The organism is Mycolicibacterium rhodesiae, assembly GCF_002086695.1.
Lineage (GTDB): Bacteria > Actinomycetota > Actinomycetes > Mycobacteriales > Mycobacteriaceae > Mycobacterium > Mycobacterium rhodesiae.
On the sequence record NZ_MVIH01000001.1, the window covers coordinates 734,241 to 752,732 of the forward strand.

Annotated in this window: 20 protein-coding genes; 8 read left to right on the plus strand and 12 right to left on the minus strand. The window is 66.2% G+C overall.

The window, feature by feature from the left end:
- Positions 1-109: 109 nt before the first annotated feature.
- Positions 110-1,798, plus strand: coding sequence for a cadherin-like domain-containing protein (locus tag BST42_RS03555; RefSeq protein ID WP_083117117.1), 1,689 nt, complete (start codon positions 110-112; stop codon positions 1,796-1,798).
- Positions 1,799-1,878: 80 nt separating this feature from the next.
- Positions 1,879-4,230: a RelA/SpoT family protein gene (locus BST42_RS03560; RefSeq protein WP_083117118.1), complete on the plus strand. Its 2,352-nt coding sequence runs from the start codon at positions 1,879-1,881 to the stop codon at positions 4,228-4,230.
- A 15-nt stretch (positions 4,231-4,245) separates the two neighbouring features.
- On the opposite strand, the gene BST42_RS03565 is transcribed toward BST42_RS03560, so the two are convergent.
- Complete coding sequence (locus tag BST42_RS03565; protein ID WP_237159185.1) at positions 4,246-4,518, minus strand: hypothetical protein; 273 nt, start codon at positions 4,516-4,518, stop codon at positions 4,246-4,248.
- A 140-nt stretch (positions 4,519-4,658) separates the two neighbouring features.
- On the opposite strand from BST42_RS03565, the gene BST42_RS03570 reads away from it, so the two are divergent.
- Entirely contained in the window at positions 4,659-4,898 is a 240-nt protein-coding gene (locus BST42_RS03570) for a hypothetical protein (RefSeq protein ID WP_083117120.1), read from the plus strand.
- Positions 4,899-4,907: 9 nt separating this feature from the next.
- Here the strand turns inward: BST42_RS03570 and BST42_RS03575 are convergent, their stop codons facing one another.
- Positions 4,908-5,897: a peptidylprolyl isomerase gene (locus BST42_RS03575; RefSeq protein WP_083117121.1), complete on the minus strand. Its 990-nt coding sequence runs from the start codon at positions 5,895-5,897 to the stop codon at positions 4,908-4,910.
- Positions 5,898-5,968: 71 nt separating this feature from the next.
- The gene (locus tag BST42_RS03580; protein WP_083117288.1) at positions 5,969-6,862 is read right to left on the minus strand and encodes a peptidylprolyl isomerase; all 894 of its coding nucleotides are present in this window, start codon (positions 6,860-6,862) and stop codon (positions 5,969-5,971) included.
- Positions 6,863-6,969: 107 nt separating this feature from the next.
- Here BST42_RS03580 and BST42_RS03585 point away from each other — a divergent pair, with 107 nt between their 5' ends.
- Together BST42_RS03585 and hisS are read left to right on the plus strand one after the other, a co-directional pair.
- Positions 6,970-7,704: an MBL fold metallo-hydrolase gene (locus BST42_RS03585; RefSeq protein ID WP_083117122.1), complete on the plus strand. Its 735-nt coding sequence runs from the start codon at positions 6,970-6,972 to the stop codon at positions 7,702-7,704.
- Complete coding sequence (gene hisS / locus BST42_RS03590; protein WP_083117123.1) at positions 7,701-8,960, plus strand: histidine--tRNA ligase; 1,260 nt, start codon at positions 7,701-7,703, stop codon at positions 8,958-8,960. Before BST42_RS03585 ends, hisS begins: the two co-directional genes overlap by 4 nt.
- 33 nt (positions 8,961-8,993) lie before the next feature.
- Here hisS and BST42_RS03595 read toward each other — a convergent pair whose 3' ends face one another.
- A complete protein-coding gene (locus tag BST42_RS03595; protein WP_158249003.1) occupies positions 8,994-9,302 on the minus strand; it encodes a DUF732 domain-containing protein in 309 nt (102 codons plus the stop codon).
- 234 nt (positions 9,303-9,536) lie between these two features.
- On the opposite strand from BST42_RS03595, the gene BST42_RS03600 reads away from it, so the two are divergent.
- The gene (locus tag BST42_RS03600; protein ID WP_083117125.1) at positions 9,537-9,980 is read left to right on the plus strand and encodes a hypothetical protein; all 444 of its coding nucleotides are present in this window, start codon (positions 9,537-9,539) and stop codon (positions 9,978-9,980) included.
- A 37-nt stretch (positions 9,981-10,017) separates the two neighbouring features.
- Here BST42_RS03600 and BST42_RS03605 read toward each other — a convergent pair whose 3' ends face one another.
- The 7 genes from BST42_RS03605 to urtA all read right to left on the minus strand — a co-directional run bounded on the left by BST42_RS03605 (position 10,018) and on the right by urtA (position 16,478).
- Positions 10,018-10,572 (minus strand): cytochrome b, encoded by a 555-nt coding sequence (locus BST42_RS03605; RefSeq protein ID WP_083117126.1) that lies wholly within the window; start codon positions 10,570-10,572, stop codon positions 10,018-10,020.
- Positions 10,569-11,648 carry a catalase family peroxidase gene (locus BST42_RS03610; protein ID WP_237159186.1) on the minus strand — a complete coding sequence of 360 codons (1,080 nt, stop codon included), beginning with the start codon at positions 11,646-11,648 and terminating at the stop codon, positions 10,569-10,571. Before BST42_RS03610 ends, BST42_RS03605 begins: the two co-directional genes overlap by 4 nt.
- A 64-nt stretch (positions 11,649-11,712) precedes the next feature.
- Complete coding sequence (urtE, locus tag BST42_RS03615) at positions 11,713-12,405, minus strand: urea ABC transporter ATP-binding subunit UrtE (protein ID WP_083117127.1); 693 nt, start codon at positions 12,403-12,405, stop codon at positions 11,713-11,715.
- On the minus strand, positions 12,405-13,205 hold the full coding sequence (gene urtD / locus BST42_RS03620; RefSeq protein WP_083117128.1) for an urea ABC transporter ATP-binding protein UrtD: 801 nt from the start codon (positions 13,203-13,205) through the stop codon (positions 12,405-12,407). Before urtD ends, urtE begins: the two co-directional genes overlap by 1 nt.
- On the minus strand, positions 13,202-14,308 hold the full coding sequence (gene urtC, locus BST42_RS03625; RefSeq protein ID WP_083117129.1) for an urea ABC transporter permease subunit UrtC: 1,107 nt from the start codon (positions 14,306-14,308) through the stop codon (positions 13,202-13,204). Before urtC ends, urtD begins: the two co-directional genes overlap by 4 nt.
- Positions 14,305-15,189 carry an urea ABC transporter permease subunit UrtB gene (gene urtB / locus BST42_RS03630; RefSeq protein ID WP_083117130.1) on the minus strand — a complete coding sequence of 295 codons (885 nt, stop codon included), beginning with the start codon at positions 15,187-15,189 and terminating at the stop codon, positions 14,305-14,307. Before urtB ends, urtC begins: the two co-directional genes overlap by 4 nt.
- Positions 15,190-15,215: 26 nt before the next feature.
- Positions 15,216-16,478: an urea ABC transporter substrate-binding protein gene (gene urtA / locus BST42_RS03635; protein ID WP_036338226.1), complete on the minus strand. Its 1,263-nt coding sequence runs from the start codon at positions 16,476-16,478 to the stop codon at positions 15,216-15,218.
- 203 nt (positions 16,479-16,681) lie between these two features.
- Here urtA and BST42_RS03640 point away from each other — a divergent pair, with 203 nt between their 5' ends.
- Entirely contained in the window at positions 16,682-17,119 is a 438-nt protein-coding gene (locus tag BST42_RS03640; protein WP_083117131.1) for an Rv2576c family protein, read from the plus strand.
- 1 nt (position 17,120) lies between these two features.
- On the opposite strand, the gene BST42_RS03645 is transcribed toward BST42_RS03640, so the two are convergent.
- The gene (locus BST42_RS03645) at positions 17,121-17,570 is read right to left on the minus strand and encodes a GNAT family N-acetyltransferase (protein WP_083117132.1); all 450 of its coding nucleotides are present in this window, start codon (positions 17,568-17,570) and stop codon (positions 17,121-17,123) included.
- Between the two features lie 27 nt (positions 17,571-17,597).
- On the opposite strand from BST42_RS03645, the gene BST42_RS03650 reads away from it, so the two are divergent.
- Positions 17,598-18,485: an oxidoreductase gene (locus BST42_RS03650; RefSeq protein WP_237159188.1), complete on the plus strand. Its 888-nt coding sequence runs from the start codon at positions 17,598-17,600 to the stop codon at positions 18,483-18,485.
- The last annotated feature ends 7 nt before the right edge of the window (positions 18,486-18,492 follow it).

An 18,492-nucleotide genomic window follows, 5' to 3' on the forward strand; every position in this document is an offset into this window, starting at 1 on the left:
GGGTCGGCAAACATCAAGTGGCAGTCTGACATTCGCGTTGTCCGTCACGGGATGACTCGGCGATGCTTGCGGCTTAGCGGCCTGTCGGGGGTCGGCCGAGGAGGCATCTGTGCAATCCACGATTCTGGTTCCGCGGCTTGCCGCAGCGGCCTTCGCGATCGGCTGCGGCGTGATGATCGGCAGCATGTGCGGGACGGCATCCGCGGATACGCCGGATTCCCCGTCGGCGTCCACCGCCGCGAAGAGCGTCGGGCACGGACCGGCCAAGCCGCGCGCTCGCGCCGGCGCGACGGCGTCGGCGGCCAAGACCGTCAAGTCCGGTACTGCGCGGGCCGCGCGGGTGACGCCGGTACCCCGCCCCGCCGCGGCCGACGACGCCGTCGCCGCCACGGACACCGCGCCGGTCGCGTCCTCGAGTGCGACGAAGACGCTGCGCGCGCCGTCGCCACTGCGGATCGACGTCGACATCCTCGCCGCCAACATCGCGAGTGTGCTGGGCTACGCCCCGAACCCGGCCACCTCCGGCGGTGTCGGTGCGGAGCTCCCGTTGCGCACCATGCTCCTCGACGCGGTCGACGCGGTGCGGCGGGCAACGGATCGCAGCGCGGTCAACGGCGTTCCGACCCTGCATCCGCGCGAGGTCTACGAGTTCGTCACCGGAGAGGTGATCGGTGATCTCTTGCCCTCCGACCCGAACGGCAACAAGCTGACATACCGGGTCGTCCAGGGGCCGGCCAACGGCACGCTGACGATCAACCCGAACGGAACGTACTACTACAAGCCGACCAACGATTTCGCCGAAGCCGGCGGCGTCGACACCTTCACTGTCGTCGCCGACGACGGCCAGCACGGTTTGACCGTGGTCCCGGTCAACGTCAAGGTACGGCCGACGCTCGGGGTCACGGAACGGTTCTGGTTCCGCAACTACACGCTGGCTCCGCTGAAGTTCAACGGCTATGCGGGCGGCACCGGGGATCTGGACGGCGGCCCGGCGGTCGGCACGGTCATCATGCCCGGCGGTGAAGCCGGCTGGGATGTCAATTGGTACCTGTTCCGCGTCGGGGACATCGTCACCAATTTCGGCACCGTGGGCTTCGGCTACACCCCGTCCAACGTCGGCTATGTGCCCGAGGGTTACCAGGGCACGACCTTCCAGGTGAAGTTCCAGACCAAGCCGCGCGAAACCAGTTGCGGCGCCGGCGGCAACGGAGAATGCAACGTCCCCAACGACAAGATGGCCATCGGGCAGGACAAGGGGAGCCCGACGATCACCCTCGGCGCGGCGGACGCGGCCAAGATCGCGGCGGTGCTTCCCAACGTCTGCTACGACGGTTCGATCGCGAGCTGCAACTTCGCCGCGAAGAGCGAGGTGAAGGGTTTCAGCCCGGTCCGGACCGTCGGCACCCCGGTATCGAACACGACGTCGACGCCGACCACGTACAGCATCTCCATCGCCGATCAGGTGTCGCAGTCCGACACGGTGGGGTTGAGCCTGAAGCTGTCCGGCGGCGGGCTGGCCAAGCTCGCGTCGATCATCAACATCGAGATCACCGCCAACTACTCGCACACGTGGGTGCAGACCCACACCTTCACCCAGACGGTGAATGTGCCGGTGGCCGCGGGCAAGACCGCGTGGATCGAAGGTTCGGTGCCGGTGTGGAACGTCACCGGCGACTTCACCATCAAGCTCGGCAACTCGACCTACCAGCTCAACGGCGCGACGTTCTCGACGCCGAATCCGAACGAGCCGGGCAGCTACGTCATCCGGGACAAGCCGATCACCTCCGCGCTGGATTAGCCGCGACGGGCCGGGCCCGCCACTTGGCCGCGGACGGGGAGATATCCTCGAAGTCGGTCCTGGTGGCGAGGAGGTGCGGCATGGCAGACGACAATGCGTCGCTGACCGCCGCGCCGGCGCCGGTCTCCGACGTCCCGCCCGCCGAGCCGCGGACCGAAACTCCCAAAACCAGCAGCAGCGCATCGCGGCGGGTCCGCGCCCGGCTCGCACGGCGGATGACGTCGCAGCGCAGCACCGTCAATCCGGTCCTCGAACCATTGGTGGCAGTCCACCGCGAGTTCTACCCCAAGGCCGACCTGGCGATCCTGCAGCGAGCCTACGAGGTGGCCGAGGCCAAGCACGCCGATCAGCTGCGCCGTTCCGGCGACCCTTACATCACCCACCCGCTCGCGGTCGCGAACATCCTCGCCGAACTCGGTATGGACACCATCACGCTGGTGGCGGCGCTGCTGCACGACACCGTGGAGGACACCGGTTACGCCATGGAGGCGCTGACCGCCGACTTCGGTGAAGAGGTCGCCCACCTGGTGGACGGGGTGACCAAGCTGGACAAGGTCGCGCTGGGCACCGCCGCCGAGGGCGAGACCATCCGCAAGATGATCATCGCGATGGCGCGCGATCCGCGGGTGTTGGTCATCAAGGTCGCCGACCGGCTGCACAACATGCGCACCATGCGGTTCCTGCCGCCGGAGAAGCAGGCCCGCAAAGCCCGCGAGACGCTGGAAGTGATTGCCCCGCTTGCCCATCGGCTGGGGATGGCCACCGTCAAGTGGGAGCTCGAGGATCTGTCGTTCGCGATCCTGCACCCCAAGCGTTACGAGGAGATCGTCCGGCTGGTCGCCGACCGCGCGCCGTCGCGGGACACCTATCTGGCCAAGGTCCGCGTCGAGATCAACAGTGCGTTGTCGGGGATGAAGATCAACGCCAGCGTGGAGGGCAGGCCGAAGCATTACTGGTCGATCTACCAGAAGATGATCGTCAAGGGCCGCGATTTCGACGACATCCACGACCTGGTCGGTGTGCGGATCCTCTGTGAGGAGATCCGCGACTGTTACGCCGCTGTCGGCGTTGTGCATTCGCTGTGGCAGCCGATGCCCGGCCGGTTCAAGGACTACATCGCCCAGCCCCGATTCGGGGTGTACCAGTCGCTGCACACCACGGTCGTCGGACCGGAAGGCAAGCCGCTGGAGGTGCAGATCCGCACCCGCGACATGCACGACACCGCGGAGTTCGGCATTGCGGCGCACTGGCGCTACAAGGAATCCAAGGGCCGCAACGGTGTTCCGCATCCACACAGCGCCGCCGAGATCGACGAGACCGCCTGGATGCGCCAGCTTCTGGACTGGCAGCGGGAAGCCGCGGACCCCGGCGAGTTCTTGGAGTCCCTGCGGTACGACCTTGCGGTGCAGGAGATCTTCGTGTTCACCCCGAAGGGCGACGTGGTCACCCTGCCTGCCGGGTCGACGCCGGTGGACTTCGCCTACGCGGTGCACACCGAGGTCGGCCACCGCTGCATCGGGGCGCGGGTCGACGGCCGCCTGGTAGCGCTGGAACGCAAGCTCGAAAACGGCGAGAGGGTTGAGGTTTTCACCTCCAAGGCACCCAATGCCGGGCCGTCGCGCGACTGGCAGGGCTTCGTGGTGTCCCCGCGGGCCAAGGCCAAGATCCGGCAGTGGTTCGCCAAGGAGCGCCGCGATGAGGCGCTGGAGGCCGGCAAGGATTCGATCGCACGCGAAGTGCGCCGTGGCGGGCTGCCGTTGCAGAAACTGGTCAACGCCGAGGCGATGGCGGCACTGGCCCAGGAACTGCGGTATGCCGATGTCTCGGCGCTGTACACGGCGGTCGGGGAGGGGCATGTATCCCCACGACACGTCGTGCAGCGGCTGGTGGCCCAACTCGGCGGAGCCGAGAGTGCCGAGGACGAACTCGCCGAGCGCTCCACGCCCGCGACCATGCCGGTGCGTCAGCGCAGTAGCGACGACACCGGGGTCGCTGTGCCCGGTGCGACCGGGGTGCTGACCAAGCTGGCCAAGTGCTGCACTCCGGTTCCCGGCGACAACATCATGGGCTTCGTCACCCGGGGTGGCGGTGTCAGCGTGCACCGCACCGACTGCACCAATGCCGCATCCCTGCAACAACAGTCGGAACGCATCATCGAGGTGAACTGGGCGCCGTCACCGACCTCGGTGTTCCTGGTCGCCATTCAGGTCGAGGCCCTCGACCGGCACCGGCTGCTCTCCGATGTCACGAGAGTGCTTGCCGACGAACGCGTCAACATCCTGTCGGCATCGGTCACCACATCCAACGACCGAGTTGCGGTGAGCCGCTTCACTTTCGAGATGGGTGATCCCAAGCATCTCGGCCACGTACTCAACGCGGTCCGCAATATCGAAGGTGTCTACGACGTATACCGGGTGACCAGCGCGGCCTGATCGGCGTGCAGCCGGTTACGGCCCGCCATTGACGTACCAGGACAGGCAGCCGGGATGGTTGTGGCAGGCGATGATCGCGGTCGCATCCGGGGCGGCACCGCGTACCCGCGGTTGGGTCGAGGGCAGACTGCAGCTCTTCAGGTAGGGATTCCACGGGATGACGCCGTTGTAGCAGCCCTGCGGGACGGGTGTGGCCTGGCCGGCCGGTGCGACGATCAGCGCGGTAGGTGCGAGTAGGAAAGCGGCCGCGGCGAGCGCGCCCAGAACGATACGAACGAATCGAGACAAACCAAGAGTCATAACGTGTTGTCCAACGTGTCTGCGCCGCAGATTATTTCGTCGCGAGCCGCGGAATATTCGGCCGCCGCAACGTTCTTGTACTCATACGTGTTCTCAGGTGCCAAGACCTACTTGGAAAGAGATTGACTATGAAGCGTTTTCACGTGTTGTCCACCACTATCGGAGCCGGTGCGTTGGTCTCCCTCGGCGTCTTCGCCGCGGTAGCGGCCAATCCGCAGACACCCGGTTCGCTCATCAGCTCGGAGATGTCGACCGGCGTCACGGTCACCCAGTCGCCGGATCAGCCCAAGGGCCAGCTTCCCGCCGCGACCCCCGCGATCAAGGGGCCGGCGCCGCTGCCAACCGAAGAGCAGGGCCTGCCCGGCTGACGGCCGGCGTCAGTTCAGCCGGATCGACTTGATCGTCACCGGCCGGGCCGGCTTGCCGTCGTCAGAACCGCCGGCGATGCCGGTGGCGGCGATGTCGTCGATGACGCCCCAACCGGTCTTGTCGACCTGGCCGAACGCCGTGTACGTCGGCGGGAGCATCGAGTCGCGGTAGACGATGAAGAACTGACTGCCGTTGGTGTCCGGCCCGGCGTTGGCCATGGCGAGGGTTCCGCGCGGATACTTCACCGCCTGTCGCAGTGCCGGATCGAACGGACGGAACTGGTTGGTCGGGTACTCGTTGGCGAACCGGTACCCGGGTCCGCCCGTACCCTGTCCGGTCGGGTCGCCGCACTGCAGCACCGACAGTGACGGCAAGTCGGTCAGCCGGTGACACGGCGTGTTGTCGAAGTAGTTCTGCCGGACCAGGCTTTCGAAGCTGTTCACCGTGCACGGCGCTTTGGCGTTGTCGAGGTGGATGACGATCGGGCCGGCGTTGGTGACCACCGTCGCGTCCACCGTCGCCGGCGTGGTCGGCACCTTGCCGGCGACGGGCGGTTTGACCGGCTTGTCGGCCGGGGTCGCGGTCGCCGGGTACTGGCAGTTGGCGCCGAGGGTGACCGGCGGATTGAACGGGGGCAGCTGTCCGCTGCCACCGGGAAGGGTGCGCGGGATGCCCGCCCCGCCCGTCTTCTGCAACTCTCGGCCCATCCACGAGAAGAACGCCACCCCGGCGACGATCACGACGATGCTCAGCACGGTCACCAGGTAGCTGATCACCAACCCGGCGATCGCCAGACCCCGCCCGTCTTCACCGGACTTCTTGATCTGTGACAGCGAGACGTGGCCGAAGATGATGCCCAGCGGCGCGAACACGAAGGCGCAGATCAGCGATGCGATCGCCATCCCGTTGGTCGGTTTCGGCGCCGGATAGGGATACGGACCTGGCCCGTACGGCGAACCATACGGCGGCGGCGGGTAATAGGGCGGAGGCTGGCTCATGCGGTCCCCTCGCAGGCTCGGGTCCCGCAGGTCTGCCGTTGATTCGCACCGCAAGCGTCGCTCATCGCCGGCTAGTCCAACAGGATCGACTTGATTCGCACGTCGGTTGCCGGCTTGCCGTCCTGACCGCCGCCGGCCACCCCGGCCGCCGCGATCTTGTCCAGCGTCGCCAGGCCGGTCGCGTCGATGGTGCCGAACGCGGTGTAGTTGGGCGGCAACTGCGAATCCTTGTAGACCAGGAAGAACTGGCTTCCGTTGGTGCCCGGGCCGGCATTGGCCATGGCCAGCGTGCCGCGCGGGTAGGTCACCGGCTGCTGCAGCGCGGGGTCATTCGCGGGGTACTGGTCGGTGGGGTACTCGTTGGCGAACTGGTAGCCGGGTCCGCCGGTGCCACTGCCCGTCGGGTCGCCGCACTGCAGCACCGACAGCGATGGCGAGGTGGTCAACCGGTGGCAGGGGGTGTCGTCGAAGTAACCCTTCTGCGCCAGACTGGCGAAGCTGTTGACCGTGCACGGCGTCTTCGCGTTGTCCAGCACCAGGCCGAGGTTGCCCTGGTTGGTGCTCATGCTGGCGGTCACCGTCGGCGGGCTGGTGGGCACCTTGCCGCTGTGCGGTGCGTCGACCTTCTTGGCGGCCGGCTCGGGGGAGGCCGGGTACTGGCAGTTGGCGCCCAGGTTCGCGGCGGCCTTGAAGGGCGGCAGACCGCCGGTGGCCGGCGGACTCGTGGACGGGCCACCGCCGGCGTCGACGGGGGCGGTGCTGGTGGCACCCGACGCGGTCTTGGTGTCCTTGCTGTCCTTATTGGTCAGCACGAACGTGGCGATCAGGGCCGCGGCCACGACGATGGCGACCACGCCGCCGATCACGACAAACAACCGTTGGCGCTTCTCCTGTTGAGCGCGACGCTCCAACTGCCGCTCGAGCTTGCGCTTGGCCGTCGCACGTCGCTGTTCGTTGGTGGGCACCGTGATGATCCTCCGTTGAGATCGGGTGAGTCGGCACCGAGTGTGCCAGTTGATGCTGAAGACACCGGCCACGACCCTCGCCAACAGGGGATGGGAAACTGGACGGCGTGTTACTCACCGGGTTCCCGGCGGGCATGTTGGCATGCAATTGCTACGTGCTGGCCCCACACGCCGGAGCCGACGCGATCGTCGTCGACCCGGGGCAACGCGCGTTCGCCACCTTGCGCCGCGTGCTCGACGAGAACCGTCTCACCCCGGCCGCCGTGCTGCTCACCCACGGGCACATCGACCACATCTGGTCGGCCCAGAAAGTGGGCGACACGTTCGGCTGCCCGGTGTACATCCACCCCGAGGACCGCTTCATGCTCTCCGACCCGATCCGCGGGTTCGGGCCGCGGCTTGGCCAGATTGCGCTGGGGGCGCTGTTCCGCGAGCCCAGACAGGTCGTCGAACTGGACCGCGACGGGGACAAGATCGAACTCGGCGGAATCGCGGTGACCGTCGACCACACGCCCGGTCACACAAAAGGGTCGGTGGTGTTCCGGGTGGATCGCGCCGCGGGTTACGGCGGGCTGGGGGCACCGCCCGGCCGAAGGCGAGGGGGAGAGCGCAGCGACTTGGGGATCGGTGGGGTCCCGATGGCGTTCACCGGTGACACATTGTTCAAACAGAGCGTTGGCCGCACGGACCTGCCCGGTGGTAGCGGGCGGGATCTGCTGAGCTCCATCGTCGATAAACTGCTGGTGCTCGACGACGACACCCTGGTATTACCGGGGCACGGTGAATCCACCACCATCGGTCTCGAACGTCGTACCAATCCATTTCTCGAAGGTTTGAAGTGAGCGAATTCCAGGCGCCCAAGGGTGTCCCTGACTACCTGCCGCCCGAGTCGGCGGAGTTCGTCGCGGTGCGTGACGGTCTGCTGCGAACCGCCCGGCTGGCCGGCTACGGCGACGTCGAGTTGCCGATCTTCGAAGACACGGCGCTGTTCGCCCGTGGGGTGGGCGAATCGACCGACGTGGTCTCCAAGGAGATGTACACCTTCGCCGACCGCGGTGAGCGGTCGGTGACGCTGCGCCCGGAGGGCACGGCGGGAGTGATGCGTGCAGTCATCGAGCACGGTCTGGACCGCGGCGCTCTGCCGGTCAAGCTCTGTTACGCCGGCCCGTTCTTCCGGTATGAACGCCCGCAGGCCGGTCGCTACCGGCAACTGCAGCAGGTCGGGGTCGAGGCCATCGGCGTCGACGACCCGGCGCTGGACGCCGAGGTGATTGCCGTCGCCGATGCCGGTTTCCGCTCGCTGGGTTTGGACGGCTTCCGCCTGGAGATCACCTCGCTGGGTGACGACACCTGCCGGCCGCAGTACCGGGAGTTGCTGCAGGAGTTCCTGTTCAGGCTCGACCTGGACGAGGACACCCGGCGCCGAGCGGAGATCAACCCGCTACGAGTGCTCGACGACAAGCGGCCGGCCATGCGCGAGGCGACCGCCGACGCACCGGTGATGCTCGACCATCTGTCCGATGGGGCCAAACAGCATTTCGACACCGTGCTGGCGCATCTCGACGCACTCGGCGTGCGGTACGTGGTCAATCCGCGGATGGTGCGTGGCCTGGACTACTACACCAAGACCACATTCGAGTTCGTCCACGACGGGCTCGGCGCGCAATCCGGGATCGGCGGCGGTGGCCGCTACGACGGGTTGATGCGTCAGCTCGGCGGCCAGGACCTGTCGGGAATCGGATTCGGGCTCGGCGTCGACCGGACCGTCCTGGCGCTACGGGCCGAAGGTAAGACGGTCGGAAACCCAAGTCGCTGCGACGTTTTCGGGGTACCGCTGGGGGAGCAGGCCAAGTTGGTGGTGGCGACGCTGGCGGCGGCTCTGCGTGCCGAAGGCGTTCGCGTCGACCTGGCTTACGGTGACCGCGGGCTCAAGGGAGCGATGCGTGCCGCCGATCGCTCAGGGGCGCGCATCGCCGTGGTGGCAGGCGACCGGGACATCGAGGCAGGCACCGTGGGCGTCAAAGATCTCGCCACCGGTGCGCAGGTCGACATCCCGGTCGATTCGCTTGTCGCAGAAGTGGTTACGCGGCTGGCCTAGATGAGGCCAGCCGCGCTCTCAGCTCGTGCGTCGTCAGCCCGCGGGGCACAGATCGGTCTTGGCGAAGTTGATCGCCGCATCCGCCTGGGCATGGCTGATCTGACCTGAGTTCTTGAAGTAGGTCTGCGACAGTTCGTTCGGGTCCGCACCCTGCGCGAGCGCCGAGCAGATGGTGTGTCCATCGGCGATCAGCGCCGCCTGGTCGCCGGCAATACCGGCGCTGGTCAGATCCTTGATGTAGTCGGCCTCGGCGTTGGTGATCGCCCAGGCAGACGGCGCGCCGGCCAGCGCGATGGCCCCGGCGGCAGCAGCCGCCGTCAACAAACCTTTGATCATTGTCATGTCCCTTGTGTGCATTGGAGTTACTGCTGCGGCAGAAGTTACTAGATTCTCAGCACACGTGCAGGAAAAGTTCAATTATTTTAGGCACCATCGATCACGCCGATATCTCGGCGTGAACACGAATGAATTCAAATTGTGGGCCGTGCAAACCCATTTAACCAATTCTCACCAGATTCTTGGCGCAACCTTGGCCGATTCGGGAACCGTGTCGTTTGGGTGGCCCGTTGACCAGATATGAACACCGTGATCGGCGTCGAGGTCATCGAGGACTACGTGAACAGCCGCCAATTGCGGCATTTCTGCGGCCACCATGAGGACGAGGTGTTCTTTTTCGTGAACGCCTTTCACGGTCGGCTGCATGTGCACCTGCAGCCCAGCGGTTCGGCGGTGCAGATCACCGTCACCGCGGAGCGCTATTACTCCGCCGATCACCGAGCCGGGGTGGCGGCTTTGGTGCAGCAGTGGAACAGCGCCGACACTCATGTCGCCGCAACGGTGTTTCCGTCCTCCGACCCACGCTTGGTCGGTGTGGTGGCCGAGCGGCGGTATCGCGCCATGGACGGCGCCTTCGGGCCGTTCGTCGATAGGACGGTCCAGTCCGCGATCGATCTGTTCGGCCGGCTGGGTGCCGCGGTGGCGCTGTCTTCAGACGACACCCGTCTACTCGATGCGGGCTGAGTACAGACGTACGAATGACGTTGCTGCGCGACGCGGCTCAGTCCGCCTCGGTCGCCTCGCGCCGGCGGCCGAAAGTCATCCGGCTCAGCATCCGGTCGCGCAGCGTGAGCGTGTGCAACAGCACCGCCGCGACGTGCGCGGCGATCGCGGCCACCAGCAGGTAGGCGAGAACGGAGTGGGTCTGGCGCAGCACGAAGAACAGGTCGGCGTCGAACGGCGCGATCCGCGGCAGCGGCACGAACCCGAACAGCACCACCGGCCGGCCGCTTGCCGACACCATCGCCCAGCCCACCAGCGGCTGAGCCAGCAGCAGGACGTACAGCCCGATCTCGGAGCCGACCACCAGCAGCTGCTCAACAGACCCCACGGTCGCCGGCAGCGGTGGGGTGCGGTGGGTGAAGCGGTTGGCCGCCCGCAACACCACGACGATCAGGATCAGCATCCCGAGCGTCACGTGCACACCCACCAGTGCGCCGTACCCGCCCAGCGAATTGACCATCACGAACCCGACGAACAGGGCAGCGAACACTCCGACGGCAGTCAGCCAGTGCAGGATCCGGGTGCGGACCGGGTAGCGCTCGACGGGCGTCATGCGCCGACCTCGTTGACCTGAACCGCGGACGGCGACGTCGGTTCGCCGGTGCGCTGGCGGTAGGAGGCGGCATAGACGTCGCTGCGGGCGGACAGCAGGGGGTCGTCGGAGGGTTCGATACCGTCGGGCAACACCAGCGGATCAAAGTTGATGTCGCGGGCGTTGCCAGGCGCCTCGGTCGCCGCGGCGGTGAGGGTGAGCGTGCCCACCTCGACGCTGCGCCTGTGGTCGGGCCACGGCAGGGTGGGGTCGGTCAGGGGGTCGCCCGGGTCGGCGACAGTGACCATCAGATGCCATCGCAGCGGTCCGTCGCGCAGCTGGCGCACCACCGCGTCGAACAATCCGTTGGCGTCGCCGGATCGCGGTGCCGGTGCGCCCTGCTGCGGTACGAGCGACCACCGCACCGCTGATCGGACGTCTGCGTCGTTGACGAAATAGAAAGTATTGAGACCGCGAAAGGTGCTGTCGCCGAAACCCGCTGACGGCGGATGCTTCTTGATGATCGCCATGGCGGCCGCGGTTTCCGGGTGGGCGGTCAGGAAGGCCTTCATCGCGGCCGCATCGGGCGCTTTGGTGCCCGGCACGATCTTGGACGCCAACAACCGGTCATAGAACCCGCGCGCTGAATTGTCCGGGAACACCGGCAGATTCAACATCGCGGTGCGCCATTGCGAACTGTCGGGGAACCCGAACGCCAGCCCAAGGCCTCGGGCCGCGCCCGGGGTGTCGGCGACGTGCGGGTCACCGCCGGCCAGCGAAAAACGGCCGACGACGGGCACCTGACCCGGCCGGAACACGACGGCACGGCTGAGCTGCTGGCCGCTGCCGTTGCTGTCGAAATACCCGGTGACGACGACGCCTTTGGCGTGGTTTTTCCGGAAGCCGAGCTGACGTCCGTAGACGTTGAGGAACCCGTCGAGGAAGGTCTGTCGGGTGGTTCCGGACCCGATCCACTTGTTGGCGTAGGCGACGGCGCCCAGGTCGACGGCCAGGAACGCGCCGACGGCCCCGAGCCCCACCAGGACCGATCGGCGGTTGACGGCGGTGTTCACTCCCCAGCGCGATCGGTTCGTCACTTAACGACAGACGCGCTGTAGCCGGGATCGGTTCATTGTCGTGACATAGCTCACGACCTGAAGTCTAGATCGCCATCGCCGCGCGGACGTCGGACTCCGACGCCGACCCGCCGGTACCGCTGGACGTCACCCGACCGGCCTCCAGGATGTAGTAGCGCTGAGCCGATTCCAGCGCGAAACCGATGTGCTGCTCGACCAGCAGGACGCCGAGGTCGCCGCGGCGGGTGAGTGCGGTGATCGCCGCCTCGATCTCGGCGACCACCGACGGCTGGATGCCCTCGGTGGGTTCGTCGAGGATCAGGATCTTCGGGCTGGTGATCAATGCCCGGGCGATGGCCAGCTGTTGTCGCTGGCCGCCGGAGAGCAGACCGGCGCGGCGGGTCAGCAGTTCCTTGAGCGCGGGGAACAGGTCGAGCTGTTCGTCGATCAGCTGCTTGCCTCGTTTGCGGCCGTCGGCGACCACCTGAAGGTTTTCGGCGGTGGTCAGCTGACCGAAGGACTGCTGGCCTTGCGGGACATAGGCGAGCCCGCGGGCCACTCGGGCGTTGGGGCGCAGCTTGGTCACGTCCTCGCCATGCAGCAGCACCTGGCCCGCGCTGCACTTCAACAGCCCAACTGCCGCGCGAAGCAAGGTGGTCTTGCCTGCCCCGTTGTGGCCCATCACCGCGGCAACGCCGTCGGAGGGCACCTCGATGCTGACCGAGTGGATGACTTGAGAGCGTCCGTATCCGGTGCGGACATCGATGAGCTGCAACACTATTCGCTTGCCTCCAAGTCTCCGGCCGCGGCGGTGCCGAGGTAGACCTCCTGCACCTTCGGGTTGGCCTGCACCTCGGTGACCGACCCTTCGGCGATCACCTGGCCGCGGGCCAGCACCGTCACCGACGTCGCGAACGCCCGCATGAAGTCCATGTCATGTTCGACGACCACGACGGTGCGCGACGACCCGATGCGGCGCAACAGGTTTCCGGTCTCCTCGCGTTCCTCACCACTCATTCCGGCAACGGGTTCGTCGAGCAGCAGCACATCGGCGTTCTGTACCAGCAGCATGCCGATCTCCAGCCATTGCTTCTGACCGTGGGCGAGTACGCCCGCCGGCCGGTCGGCCAGATCCGACAGACCGATGGTCTCCAATGCCTCCTCGATGGCGGGTAGCACCCCGTGCCGCCTACGCAGCAACGTCCACCATGACCGGCCCGCCCCGGCGGCGATGTCGAGATTCTGCAGCACGGTCAGCTGCTCGAACACGCTGGCGGTCTGGAATGTTCGCCCGACACCGAGGCGGGCGATCTGATGGACCTTTTTGCCGAGCAGATCCACGCCCGACTTGTTGATCGACCCGGTGGCAGGCACCAGGCCGGTGATCGCATCGATCACGGTGGTCTTGCCTGCCCCATTGGGGCCGATCAGGAATCGCAGATCGCCTTGGAACAGGGTGAGATCGACGTCGTTGACCGCTTTGAATCCGTCGAAGTCGACGGTCAGACCGCGGACTTCCAGATATTCGGTGCCCATGCCGACATTGCCGCCGGCCACCGGTTCGGCGAGTTCGGTCATGGTGCCGCTCCTACGGTCTCGGCCTCCGTCTGCTGTACGTCGCCGGCGGGCGGGACGGTCTTGGTGCGGCGGCGCCGGCGTAGCAGTGCCCCGACTCCGGCCAGGCCGGCGGGGAAGAACCCGACGACGACGATGAACAGCAAACCCTGTGCGTAGATCCATCCGGACGGAAACCGTTCGGAGAACGCGGTTTGCGCCCACGCCACACCGATGGCGCCGAGAATCGGTCCGAGCAGTGTGGTGCGTCCGCCGATCGCGACACCGATCAGGAACGCGATGGAGGGCACCACGCCGACCTGCGCCGGCGTGATGAAACCGATGATCGGCGCGAACAGGGCACCGGCGATGCTGGCGAACAACGCAGCCGCGGTGTAGGCGACGACCTTGATCGTGGCCGGGTCGTAGCCGAGGAAGCGGACCCGCTCCTCGCCGTCACGCACCGCGACCAAGAGTTCGCCGTAGCGGCTCTGCATCAGCTGACGCACCACGGCCACCACCACCAGCAACGTGCCCGCGGCGATGAAGTACAGCATCTGCCGGTTCACCGGGTCGGATAGCCGGAACCCGAAGAAGGTTCGAAAGCCGTTGAGCCCGTTGCTGCCACCCAGGGTGGCCTGCCCGACGAGCAGGATCGCCAGTGCGGCAGCCAGTGCCTGGGACAGGATCGCGAAGTAGGCGCCCTTGACGCGGCGCTTGAACACACCGAGTCCGAGCAGTGCGGCGATGCCGGTCGGGACCACCACGATCGCCGCCATGGTGAAGGCAGCCGACGAGAAGGGTTCCCAATATGAGGGCAGCGCAGGGATTCCCGCGATCTGCATGAAGTCCGGCACCGGTTGTTTGCGGATCTCGGCGTCGGCGATCTTGAGATGCATACCCATCATGTAGGCGCCGAGACCGAAGAACACGCCTTGGCCCAGCGTGAGCATTCCGCCACGGCCCCAGGCCAATCCGATGCCGGCCGCCACGATCGCATAGCACAGGTATTGGCCCAGCAGGCCGAGCCGGAAGCTGGTCAACATCGCGGGTGCGGCGCCGAACAGTATGACGGCCGCGACCGCGAACCCCGCCCACGTCTGCCACCTGCCGACAAGGGTCCTCATACCAAACTCCTTGTCCGCACGGTGAACAGGCCTTGCGGGCGTGCCTGCAGGAAGATCACGATGACCACGAACACGATGACCTTCGCCAGCGATGCGGTGGTGCTGTACTCGATGAAGGAGTTCATCAACCCGAGTGCGAACGCGGCGATCACCGTGCCCTTGATCTGGCCGAGCCCGCCGACGACGACCACCAGGAACGCGTCGATCAGATAACTCTGGCCGATCGTGGAACTCGTCGACCCGATCAGGGTGAGGGCGACGCCGGCCACACTGGCCAGTCCGGACCCGATGAAGAACGTCGTGATATCGGTTCGCCGGCTCGAAATGCCGCTCGTCTCAGCCAGGTCGCGGTTCTGTACGACGGCCCGGATACGCCGGCCCATCGGGCTGAGCTTGAGCACGGCGGCCAGTACGGCAACGCAGACCACGGCCAGCACCAGGATGAAGATGCGGGTCTTGGGCACCACCGCGCCGAGGATCTCCACGCCGCCGGACAGCCATGTCGGTGCGGTGACGTTGACGGCGGGCGCGCCGAAGATGCTGCGCGCGGCCTGTTGCAAAATCAGCCCGACGCCGAACGTCACCAGCAAGGTGTCCAGCGGACGGTCGTACATGCGCTGGATCAGCGTGACTTCGAGGAGCACCCCGAGCAGTCCGCCGACCACGAATCCCACGACCAGCGAAACCAGAAGCGATGCACCGGCATTCGAGATCACCTTCTGCACCACAAAGGCTGTGTAACACCCGACCATGATGAATTCGCCGTGCGCCATGTTGATGACGCCCATCTGGCCGAACGTCAGGGACAGACCCAATGCGGCCAGCAACAGGATCGAGCCGAGGCTCAATCCCGTCGCCAGCTGTCCGACAAGGACTTCCATGCGTTAGTGGTTTCCTGTCGTCCGGATCAACCCGACAGGCCCTTGGCCCAGGGGTAGGACTTCAGGTACGGATCCGGCGTGATCGGACCGGGGGACTCCCAGATCGTGTAGATCAGTCCGTCGGGATGAATCTCGCCGATCCGCGCGGTCTTGGTGATGTGGTGGTTCTCGCCGTCGATGGTGACCAGGCCCTCGGGGGCGTCGAACGTCACGCCGGCGCAGTTGTCCTGAATGGCCTTGACATCGAACGACTTCCCTTTTTCGACGGTGTTCTTCCACAGATACACCGAGACGTAGGCGGCTTCCATCGGGTCCGAGGTCACCCGGTTCTGCCCGTACTTGTCCTTGAACGCCTTGACGAACGCCTTGTTCACCGGATTGTCGAGTGTCTCGTAGTAGTTCCACGCGGTCAGCTGGCCTGCGATGTTCTGCGCGCCGATGCCCTGGACCTCTTCTTCGGCGATCGACACCGAGACCACCGGCATCTTCTGCGGCGTGAGTCCCGCGTTGGTGTACTCCTTGAAGAACGCCACATTGGAGTCGCCGTTGAGGGTGTTGAACACCGCGCCGGCATTCGAGGAACGAACCTTGTTCACGATCGTGGAGAAGTCCGTCGAGCCGAGCGGGGTGTAGTCCTCGCCCTTGATCTCGATGCCGTTGGCCGCGGCGTACGCCTTGATGATGCGGTTCGCGGTCTGCGGGAACACGTAGTCGCTACCCACCAGGTACAGCGATGTGATGCCCTTCTCCTTGAGGAAGTCCAGGGCGGGGACGATCTGCTGGTTGGTGGTGGCGCCGGTGTAGAAGATGTTCTTCGACGACTCCAGGCCCTCGTATTGCACGGGGTAGTACAGCAACGCGTTGTTGCTCTCGAAGACCGGCAACATGGCCTTGCGGCTCGAGGACGTCCAGCCGCCGAACACCGCGGCCACGCAGTCGTTCTTGATCAGCTTCTCGGCCTTCTGCGCGAACACCGCAGGGTCGGAAGCCCCGTCCTCGCCCACGATCTGGACCTGCTTGCCCAGCACACCGCCCTTGGCGTTGATCTCGTCAACCGCGAGTTTGATCGAGTCACGCACCGTGACCTCGGAGATGGCCATCGTGCCCGACAGCGAGTTCAGCGACCCCACCTTGATGGTGGGCCCGGACGTGTCAACGCATGAATCCGATTTTGCTGTGTCGGTCTCGGTGGCCTTACTGCCGCAGCCCGACAGGATGAGGCCTGCGGTCACCGCCACGCCTGTCGCCGCCAAGAACGATCGATTCAATGCGGAGCGCCGGAGATGCATAGAGGCCCTTTCATGTTGGGAAAGACAAGCATTGGGCCGCGACAGACCTGATGGCCCCGAACCCACGGTTGGTGTCGACCCGGACGTTAGGACCAATAAGTTTCTGTGACATATCTGTGTGTGACGAACTCGTTAACCTGCTAGTCATTCGCTGGATACCGGGACAGGCCGACACGAGTAACGATGTCGGTAGCGTGGTCGATATGGCCGATATGCGAAAAGTGACAGCAAGAGTCGGGGCGGCGCTGGTGTTGGCGGCCGCCGGTGTTGCAGCCACGCACGCCACATCGAGCGCTGAGCCGGCGCCCGGGCATCAGGTGACCTACACGCTCGCGACCGGTGGTACGTACGACTTCACGATCACCTACCTGACGGCGCAGCCGCCCAGCAAGGACGCCTTCAACGCGGACTCGAACCCGTTCATGAAGCGCGAGACCATCAACGTGTCGCCGGACGCGCCGTGGGTCTTCCAGACCACCCTCGATGACCCGCAGTGGGCATTCCTGCAGGTGGCGAGCACCACGCACGGCGGCCAGGGCGCGCCGAACGCGCACTGCGAGGTGTCCATCGACGGCCAGGTCGCCGTCGCCCAGGACGCGCCCTACAGCCCGCAGTGCTACCTATCCAAGTGGACGTCGTAGTTCACAGCCGCTTGCTGAAGAACACCCGGCGAAAGCCGTCCTGACCCGCTCGGTGCGTCTCCACGTAGCCGAACCGCGGATACATCGCGATGTTCTCGGTCATCGCGGCGTTGGTGTAGAGCCTGACCTCGGTGCGGCCGGCCTCGCGCGCGTCGTCCTCGGCGCGGCGTAGCAGCAGCGCCCCGTATCCGCGGCCCTGAGCGTGCGGCGCGACAGCGATGGCGTCGAGCAGCAGGTGGTCATCCATCACGCAGGTGACCAGGCTGCCGACCAGCCCGTCGTCGATCAGCACCCACACAGTGGCCCCGCCGATCAACGCGGCGTAGTCGGCGTCCATGGGCGCCGGCCTGCGACCCATGCGGGCGACGTACTTCTCGTATGCCAGTTCGGCGAGCTCAGCGATGGATGCGGCATCGGACGGTAGCGCCCGGCGCAGCGACGGTTCGGCCACTGCACCACCGTAAGTATGTTGGGTGCGGTGGGCACCTCGATAGCACTCGTCGGTCCCGGCGCGATCGGTTCTACCGTCGCCGCCACCTTGCATGCCGGCGGACATGCGGTGACAGTGTGCGGGCACACCCCGCGCGATCAGATCGAGGTCCGGCCTGATGGCAAGCAGCCGATCGTGGTGCCCGGCCCGGTGCTGACCGACCCGGACGGTGTCGACGGTCCGGTGGACCTGGTGTTCCTGGCGGTCAAGGATTCCCAGAACGAGCAGGCGGCCGGCTGGTTGCAGCGCCTGTGCGATGACCACACGATTGTCTGCGTCCTGCAGAACGGTGTCGAACAGATCGAGCGGGTCGGCCCGTTCTGCCCGTCGGCGCATATCGTACCTTCGGTCGTGTGGTTTTCCGCGGAGCGGCAGCCGGATGGCTGGGTGCGGCTGCGCACGGAAGCCCGACTGGTGCTGCCCGACAGCACTGATGCGAAAAGCATTGCGGCGGTGCTGCGTTCGCCGGAAATGGTCGTCGAGATCGACCCCGACTTCATCACCGCGGCGTGGCGCAAGCTCTTGTTCAACGCACTCGCCGGCTTCATGGTGTTGGCCCGGCGGCGGTCCGGGATGTTCCGCCGGCCCGACATTGCCGACCTTGCCAGGCGCTACCTGGCCGAATGCCTGGCGGTGGCCCGCGCGGAGGGCGCTCGGTTGCCCGATTCGGTCATCGACGAGGTGAGAAGCATGTTCGCCGAGGCACCGGAGGATCTGACCACGTCGATGCTCACCGACGCCGAAGCGCATCGCCGGCTGGAATGGGATATCCGTAACAACGTCATCGTGCGCAAGGCGGCCGGGCACGGCTTGGACACGCCGGTCGGTGACGTGCTGGTGCCGCTGCTGGCGGCCGCCAGCGACGGACCCGGCTGAGCAAGTG